The following is an 8,897-nucleotide window of genomic DNA, read 5'->3' as shown; positions in this document are numbered from 1 at the left end:
AATTGTTCTGTGTAATTGTCCTTGCTGGCTCTTTCACTATATTTCACAGCTGCTTTGGTCCAGTCTTTTCCTCTGTCTCCCTTCTTATCCATTTTTCTAGTCCAAAGCTCTTCCCAATCGATTTCATTTTCATCTTCAATAATAATCTTCTTTTTCATTTTTTCCACCAGTATAATACCCAATCCGCCTTGTCCTTTGGATTGGAAAGCTTTCCATTATCATTTTTCTCAAGAATATCTTCAAGATATTTGTGCAAGTCTTCTTTCTCTACATCATTTAAGGTATCCAATCTCCATTTTCCACTTTCCATTGCCTCTTCAATGCTTTCATATTCCCTGCTCTGACCTATGTTCAGGTTTTCAACATTCGGATAGATTCCCATATCCACAAGTATGTTGAAGAAGTATCTGTGTGATGGAAATTCAAAGTATTCCTTATTGATGGATTGATAAAATTCCTTTTCAAGTTTCCAGTTGTTCGGTCCGAAAAGGGTAATGTAAACATATTTGTCAGCTATTTCATTGATATTTGCAATGGTTTCGCTTATGTTTAGCACTCCATTCAATGATCTTGAAGCTACGACAATGTCATGCTTTCCCACATTGGCTACTGTAATTTTAGTCAAGTCCTCTTCAATTGTTTTTATATTGTCCACGTTTTCTCTTTGAGCCTTTTCATTCAATATCTCAAGCATCTTATAAGCTGAATCAACACCAGTTACTGACTTTGCCTTTTTGGCAAGTGGAATTGTAATGCTTCCTTCACCACAACCCAAATCAAGAAGAGTGTCATCTTTAGTCACATCAATTCTTTCAATCAATTTAGTATGATAATCATCCTTCTTAGCTGATTTGCCAAAGTTGGGAGCAGCCTTATTCCAGTCTTTGGATCTGTCCTTTTTAGCTTCCAGTTTCTCTCTCCAGAAATAAGCCCAATCAATCTCTTCAGGATCATTTATTTGAAAAGCCATTTTATCACAACATAGGTTTATTCATTAAAAGATATTTCAATTCTTAAGAATCATTTTCCTCTTTCATTTGCTTTTGAACTTCATAAACGTCAGAGACTGCCAATGTTCTCTTGAAGTCAAAACGGAAATTTTCAATGATAGCTCCCAATTCTCTCATTGTGCTTTCAAACTTCTCAGTCTTCACTGGAATGTCACATAGGCTGTCAATGCTTTGTCCAAGCTCGTCTATATATTTTGGAAATGTTTCATTTGCATGATTGAAGAATACGTCATATTCCTCAGGATTTTCTATATTGTCATTTCTGATGTTCTCTTTCATCTTTTCATAAAAGTCGTTGTAATAGGAATAGCTTTCCCTAAAGGAATCAAGCAATTCAGCTATTCTATCAGACATCTTGTCCACACAGTTCTCTTTAGTCTCTTGAGTTGCATCAGTTGCTAAGAGTGGCATATTTGCTCTAAACAGCAATCCGACATCACTTAGATTTTTATTCAAACCATTTATTGCCTTTTCAAAAGAATCTATATCCAGTCTTCCATCCATTTTATCTCCAACCTTTTATTTTTCAGTATTTGTAAATATTTTTCTGTACACAGAGAATTTTCATTTCATTTTCAGGATATACAATAGAAAATTTTACACGATTTTTTGCTTTATATATGCGCTATTTTCATTCACAAGAAAAAAATAGTTTTTTCTCATAGTCATATAATTTTATTATTTGCATAATATTTATAATTAGTTTATTCTTTCCAATTCTTTATAAGGAAAATTCATTATTTGACAAAAATTTTCATATATTAGAGAGAGGTATATTTCTACTGTAAAATTTTTATGATTTCCATAATCTGGAGCATTTATTATTTTAGAAATTTTTTATTAAAATCAATTCCTTTTGTTCTTTAAACCGTTAATTAAGTTTTTGTAAGTTTAAATTAAGATAATTGAACATTTTTCAAAAAAATTCATTTGTCCAATTAAAAAAAGAAATTGTTATATATACTTATGTTATAAACTATTAATTGTAACAATAAATATTTATTATTTAGAAGTTATGTCGTTAAATTCTATGCTTTTAGAGGTTTTAATATGAAGAGAAAATTATTTTTTGCCTCATTATTAATTCTTGTTCTAGTCACTTTAAGCTGTGTCAGTGCGGCTGATGACATTCAAGCAAATGATATTGAGGCTATAGATGATGTCCAATCCGAGGACATTTCAATTTCCGATGATTCCTCATCAGAAGAGGTCTTAACGGATGGAGAAAGTGGCACTGGATCATTGACTGATTTAAAGCATGATATTGAAAGTGCTGAAAACAATCAATATGTGCTAAAAAGAGACTATGCTTATGATGAGAATAAAGATGGGGATTATGATCCTTATATTATAACTAGCGATAATTTTGTATTGGATGGAGACAGTCACACTTTAAATGGTGGCGATTTAAAGAGCATATTTTGTTTTAGTGAAGGTAGGAATATTACCTTGAAAAACATTAAGTTTGAACATGCTAGTCCAATGTATATAAAAAATAACCCAATTACATTAATCAGCTGCGGATTTTGGTATTGTTCAGGTTGGGATTATGGAGGGGCTATAAATGATGATGCTTCTTCAACCATTTACGGTTGCGATTTCCATGACAACTATGTGCGGGCCCGTGGGGGGGCTATTTATTCATCCAGTAGTACTGTAGTTTCTAACTGTTATTTCGAACGCAATAGCATTACTGATTCTAGCGGAAGGTATAAGGGTGGTGGAGCAATTTATCTTGATGGGGCTTCACCTCTAATTAATAATTCTCGTTTTGTTAATAATAATGTAATGCACAGAGAAAATTATGCGAATGAGTATATTTATGGTGGCGGTGCAATATTTGTCTCTGAGGAAGCTAAAAATGCACGTATCATCAATTGTCCTATTTTTATCTATAATGAAGCAGACTGGGGTGGAGCTATTTACGCTAGGGGATATGTTACAATTGATGGTTGTGTCTTTACTAATAATAAAGCCGCTTATGGTGGTGCAGTAAATATCAACGACAATGGATTTATAAACAATTCCCAATTTAACGTTAATGAAGCAAGTGAAAGAGGTGGTGCTATTTACGGTTGGGATTTTACTGTAATCAATTCAGAGTTTAATGCTAACAGTGCTAATCTAACTGGAGGTGCAATCAATACTGCATCAGGAACAGTCATTAACTCTAACTTTACAGGAAATCATGTTTCAGAGAGTGGAGGTGCAATATCCTCTTCAGGCACTTTAAACATTAAAGATAGTACTTTCATAGGAAACACCAACAGTTCTGGAGTTGACCCTATTTATGTCCCTGAGTATACTACAATTACCTTAAGCAATGTAGACACTGGTAATGAGATCATTGCAAATGCTGCAAGCTACAGCATTAATTCAGGTGGAACTTACAAAGCTACAGTTAAAGGCACTGATGGAAATGCTCTTGCAGGAGAAAATGTAACACTTGTTGTAGGAAACAAGACAATCGCTTCAGGCATAAGTGATGAAAATGGTGTTGTTGCAATTAAATTGACTGCAAATATCTTAAAAGGTGTTAAAGCAGGCACTCATGATTTGCATGTTAGACTAACCAACTTATACCAAGATAAAGTTGTCAAATTGACAGTCAAGAAAGATGCGGCTGCAATCACTGCAAAGACTGCAACTTTTGTTATCAACTATGCTGGAAAATATTCAGTAACACTTAAAAACAGTGCTGGAAAGCTTTTATCCGGTCAAAATGTAACATTTACCTTAAACGGCAAAAGCATTGGTTCAGCTAAGACAAATTCTAAAGGTGTTGCAACTATCACATTAACTGCAAAAGTCCTTAAGGCTGCAAAGTATGGTACTAAAAATCTGGTAATTAAATTAGACAGCCCTATTTATTCTTCAAGCAAAACCGTTCAAGTGAAGATCAATAAGGAGAAAACCAGTATAGTTGCTGCAAAAAAAGCATTTAAAAAAGCATTGGGAGTTAAGAAATACACTATTACTTTAAAAAACAGTAAAGGAAAAGTCATTAAGAATGCTAAACTTAGCTTGAAAGTTAAAGGTAAAACCTTTAAGGCAACTACCAATTCTAAAGGAAAAGCTACCTTTAAAATAACTAACTTAAAGAAAAAAGGCACTTTCAAAGCTTCTATAAACTTTAAGACAACTCCTTACTACCTTAAAGCAAGTAAAAGTGTAAAATTAACTATTAAATAAGTGGATTTATATTCACTTATTTTTTATTTTTTTTATTATTTTCATCTTTTCTCAAATCTTATTTTTTATCTTTTTTATTTTTTTTCATTTTTTCTCAAATCTTATTTTTTATCTTTTTTATTTTTTTTCATTTTTTCTCAAATCTTATTTTTTATCTTTTTTATTGTCTCCATCTTTTCTCAAATCTTATTTTTTTAAAATTATAGTTGTGATAAATTATTAATCAAATAGACAATTTCAATATAGTTACATATAGTAAATTTTTCCATAGTTTTTTCATTAATTTTAATTAAAATAATGCTTAATTAAATTATAGTTTATTAGATAAACATATAAAATTATTAACTGTTATTTTATTTATATTAATTCAGTTAAAAAATTTCATCATTGTTCTTAGGTTTATCTACATCTAATATTAACAAAACATAAAAATAGCATATTTTATATATAAAAAAGTTTAAACTATTATTGTCTGATAAATTCGTTGCTAAACCTATTTATTAGATTTGCCTATCTAATATGTTTGTAATTTTATTACATTCATATTAGATTTATACCTATTTTTAATTATATTTATATAAGTTTAGTTTCATAAATTATAACATAATTTTAATTAAATTATTATTTCAATTTATTGCTAATAAGAATTATTTAATTATAAACTTTTTTTTTTAAAATTTATTATTTGTGATACTTATGGACGAATTAGAAGAAATTGTATTTAAACATGCATTATTGAATGCTGCTAAACATAAGGGAAGTGCAAATCCTGGAGCTGTTATGGGTTCCATTATGAGCAGTGAACCGGAACTCAGGCCAAGAGCAAAGGAAATTGGTCCTTTATCCGGAAAGATTGTAGCTCAAGTGAATGCACTTTCACCAGAGGAACAGAAAGCAAAAATGGAAGAATTGGGAGTTGCTGTTGAAGAGAAAAAACAGAAAAAGGAAGAAGGCCTTCCAAAGCTTCCAGGTAAAAACAAGGATGTAGTAATGCGTTTTGCTCCAAATCCAAGCGGTCCATTGCATATCGGTCATGCAAGGGCAGCTGTTCCAAATGGTCAATACGTTAAGAAATGTGGTGGAAAATTCATTTTGAGAATTGAAGACACTGATCCAAAACGTATTTACGAACCTGCTTATGAATTGATCCAAGAGGATTTGAAATGGTTAGGGATAGAGCCTGATGAGGTATACTATCAAAGTGACCGTTTTGAAATCTATTACCAATATGCTGAAGAGCTAATCAAGCGTGGAGCAGCATATATGTGTACTTGTGACGGTGGAGAATTCAAAAAGCTTAAGGATAATTGCCAAGCTTGCCCATGTAGAGACAATACCGTTGAGGAAAATATGGAGCTTTGGAAAAAGTTCCCAGAGATGGAAGCGGGTGAAGCAGTACTTAGAATTAAAACTGATATAAATCATAAGAATCCTGCTATTCGTGATTGGGTAGCAATGAGAATTGTTGATGAGGAACATCCAAGGATGGGTACTAAATACAGAGTTTATCCTATGATGAACTTCTCTGTATCTGTAGATGACCATTTGCTTGGCATGACTCATGTCTTAAGAGGTAAGGACCATCTTGCAAACAGTGAAAAGCAAAAGTATCTTTACCAGCATATGGATTGGGAAATTCCTGAATTCATTCATTACGGCAGATTGAAAATGGAAGACATTGCACTCAGTACCTCTAAAGCAATGGCAGGAATTGAAGATGGCACTTACAGTGGCTGGGATGATCCAAGACTTGGAACCTTAAGAGCTATTGCAAGAAGAGGAATCCAACCTGAAACAATCACTCAATTGATGGTTGAGATAGGTATTAAAATGTCTGACTCTGCAATCAGCTGGAAAAAGATTTATGGCTTAAACAGAAATATCATAGAGCAAAAGGTAAACAGATACTTCTTTGTTCCAAATCCTGTAAAAGTAGATATTGCAGATGTGCCGGAAGATGATTTAGGATTAGCTATTGAAAGGCCGTTGCACCCTGACTTTGAGGAAAGGGGAAACAGAACTCTTGTATTCAATAGTGAAGTTTATATTCCTCAAGCTGACTTAAGTGATGGAATCAGTCGTTTGATGGATGCAGTGAATGTTGAAATCAAGGATAATGATGTTGTTTTCCATAGCAAATCCTTTGAGGATGCAAGAGATGCAAAAGCAAGAATCATTCAATGGGTTCCAACTGATGCGATTAAGGCCAAAGTCGTTATGGATGATGCATCTGTAACTGAAGGTCTCTGTGAACTTGATTGCAAAGACTTAAAAGTTGGAGATATTGTCCAATTTGAAAGATTCGGTTTTGCAAGACTTGATGAGATTAAAGATGATGAATTAATATTCTATTATGCCCATAAATAGGGCATAGTATTTTTTTTAGATTTTTAATTTGTTCGTTAAAATAAGAACTAATTTTTATAAAAAATGAACAATAGACATAATTAAAATTAATTAATAAATAAAAAGATAAAAAAGGAAAATTAAGAAATAATTAAAATTAATTAATAAAATAAAAAGATAAAAAAGGAAAATTAAGAAAAAATTAAAATTAATTAATAAATAAAAAGATAAAAAAGATAATAAATTTATTTAAGATTAATTCGGCTTTTTTTAGTTAAATAAATTTATTTTTTAAATAAAAATTAAAACATTTTAAATTTTAAGATATAAAAATAATTATTAAATAGTTTAAAATAGAATTTAAGCTATTTAAACCATTTAAATTATTTTAAAATCTTTTTGACTGTATTGGATTTGACCCAAATCTTTTTAGACCTGTATCTTACTCCAATGTAGCCTGGTTTAAGTCTCAAGATTTGGCTTGAATAGTTTTCTCCATTGATTTCAAAGATGACGATTTGGCCTACTTTTAGTTCAAATAAGGTTCCATTGATGTAAACCTCTTCAACATCGGTTTTAGCCTTATGCATCATCAATCTTTTTTGACCTTCTTCTACAGGCTCTTTTGCAGGAGCAGCTTTTCTAGTGCGTTTGGATCTTTCTTTAGCTTCAGACCTTTTGCGAAGTTCTTCCTCGCTGATTCCTTTAGATCCTAAAATCTTTTTAGTGTTTTCTGCTCTGCGTACTTTTTCTCTTTCTTTTGCTTCAATCTTTTCATAATCCTCTTTTGTGTAGACATTGGCATCTTTTTCGGAAGTTTCGTCAGTAACATCCTCGAAGGAATCAGACAATTCTTCGTCATCTGTCTTATTGTAGGATTCCTTATTGATTTCCTTATAGATTTTGTCTACATTTTTATTCGGTTGAGTGCTTGCTAAGTTTCTTTCTTCCTCATGGATTGGAGTGATTGTAATTGTGTCTCCGATATACTCAATTCCGTCTCCTAAGTCTTGAGCATAGTCATCAGGAACTATATCATATTTAGTTTCCACAACAACTGGTTTTGGAGGAACATTAGCTTTTCTGAAGTTTCTAATGGATTTGATTGCATTGTTGATCAATTCATTTCCAGTAGAGATTCTTTCTTCTTCACTGGAATTGATTGTAACAAAGTCATTTTCAGGACTTTCATCCACTTCCACTTGCTCTTCCTTATTTAAGAGAATATGTAAATCATCATTATAAGAATCTTCAGATTTAGGAATTTCTTTAATTTTAACATCAGCTTCTTCCACTTTAGCTTCTTTTTCTATTGTAGGTTCTGCTTTTGCTTCTTCCTTAGCTTCAGATGCTTGTTTGATTTTTTCAATAGTTGATCCGATATCTGGAGTTTTATTTGCTTCTTCTCCATCAGCTATTTCCTCTTTAACAGCGTCAATATCATTAACTGAAATGTCTGCTAATTTATCTTCAACATCTTCTGTTACTTTTTCAATCTTTTTGATTAAATCAGCAGTATCTGCTTCAGCTTTTTCAACTATATCATCTTTTGATTCTGTTACAGCTTCTTCTTCAATTTTTGCAGATTCTTTCATTTCTTCAATTGTTTCAGCCGGTTTGACAGATTTAACAACTTTCACAGTGCCTTCACCATCTTCAACAATTAATTTATTAGCTTCACTTGCAATGAACTCTTTTTGTTTTTCAGTCATTGGCACTTGGCGAGCTTCAGGTTGTTTTTCTTCTTGTCTTGCACTGTTGATGGTTGCAGTGTGTTCAGGTTTAATAGGCTCTTGGAAGGATTTGACTTCCTCTTCCTTATTAATTTGAGTTTTCACTCTTTCAGGGGTTCTATTAACCTTTTTAGGGACAACTTTATTAGGTTTTCTAGCTCTTCTAGGTTGTTTTTTAGGAGCTTTTTCCATAGATTTTGCTCTTTGTCTAAGCAAAGCGGTTGTTGATCCCATTTCCCCATTTTCAACATCATCAATAGTATTTGCGTATAATTGTGCTTCACTTAAATTAGCACGTGGTCTGTTTGGAGATCTTCTGACTCTTCTACGTTTTTCATCATCATATTCTGGTCTAGTGCTATTGATGAATTCTTCCAGTTTTTCCTTGTCATTATCTTTTTCCTTTTCTCTATAGTATAATTTAACAATTATTATGGAAATTATCCCAATAACTGCTATGAGAATAAGCAATATCGCTGTCATTTCTTTCATTTTTTCACCGAATTAATCTTATTTTAAAATATTTGTGAGTTCTAATATATTCTCTAATCTGTAAGTATAATATAGAACAATTAATGATTAATGTATACTAAATGATACATTATCTTATAGTATT

5 protein-coding genes are annotated in these 8,897 nt (G+C 31.8%); 2 read left to right on the top strand and 3 right to left on the bottom strand.

The window, feature by feature from the left end:
• Positions 1 to 154 precede the first annotated feature (154 nt).
• A complete protein-coding gene (locus IJI80_RS04485) occupies positions 155 to 970 on the bottom strand; it encodes a class I SAM-dependent methyltransferase (protein WP_292788008.1) in 816 nt (271 codons plus the stop codon).
• Between the two features lie 43 nt (positions 971 to 1,013).
• Entirely contained in the window at positions 1,014 to 1,514 is a 501-nt protein-coding gene (locus tag IJI80_RS04480) for a hypothetical protein (protein ID WP_292788006.1), read from the bottom strand.
• 546 nt (positions 1,515 to 2,060) lie between these two features.
• Here IJI80_RS04480 and IJI80_RS04475 point away from each other — a divergent pair.
• Positions 2,061 to 4,202 carry a hypothetical protein gene (locus tag IJI80_RS04475; protein WP_292788005.1) on the top strand — a complete coding sequence of 714 codons (2,142 nt, stop codon included), beginning with the start codon at positions 2,061 to 2,063 and terminating at the stop codon, positions 4,200 to 4,202.
• 696 nt (positions 4,203 to 4,898) lie between these two features.
• A complete protein-coding gene (locus IJI80_RS04470) occupies positions 4,899 to 6,569 on the top strand; it encodes a glutamate--tRNA ligase (protein WP_292788004.1) in 1,671 nt (556 codons plus the stop codon).
• Between the two features lie 362 nt (positions 6,570 to 6,931).
• Here the strand turns inward: IJI80_RS04470 and IJI80_RS04465 are convergent, their stop codons facing one another.
• Positions 6,932 to 8,773, bottom strand: a complete 1,842-nt coding sequence (locus IJI80_RS04465) for a hypothetical protein (protein ID WP_292788002.1) — start codon at positions 8,771 to 8,773, stop codon at positions 6,932 to 6,934.
• Between the last annotated feature and the right edge of the window lie 124 nt (positions 8,774 to 8,897).

The organism is Methanobrevibacter sp. (genome assembly GCF_017432245.1).
In the GTDB taxonomy this organism is placed as follows: Archaea; Methanobacteriota; Methanobacteria; order Methanobacteriales; family Methanobacteriaceae; genus Methanobrevibacter.
This window is presented reverse-complemented; position numbering and strand designations above follow the sequence as displayed.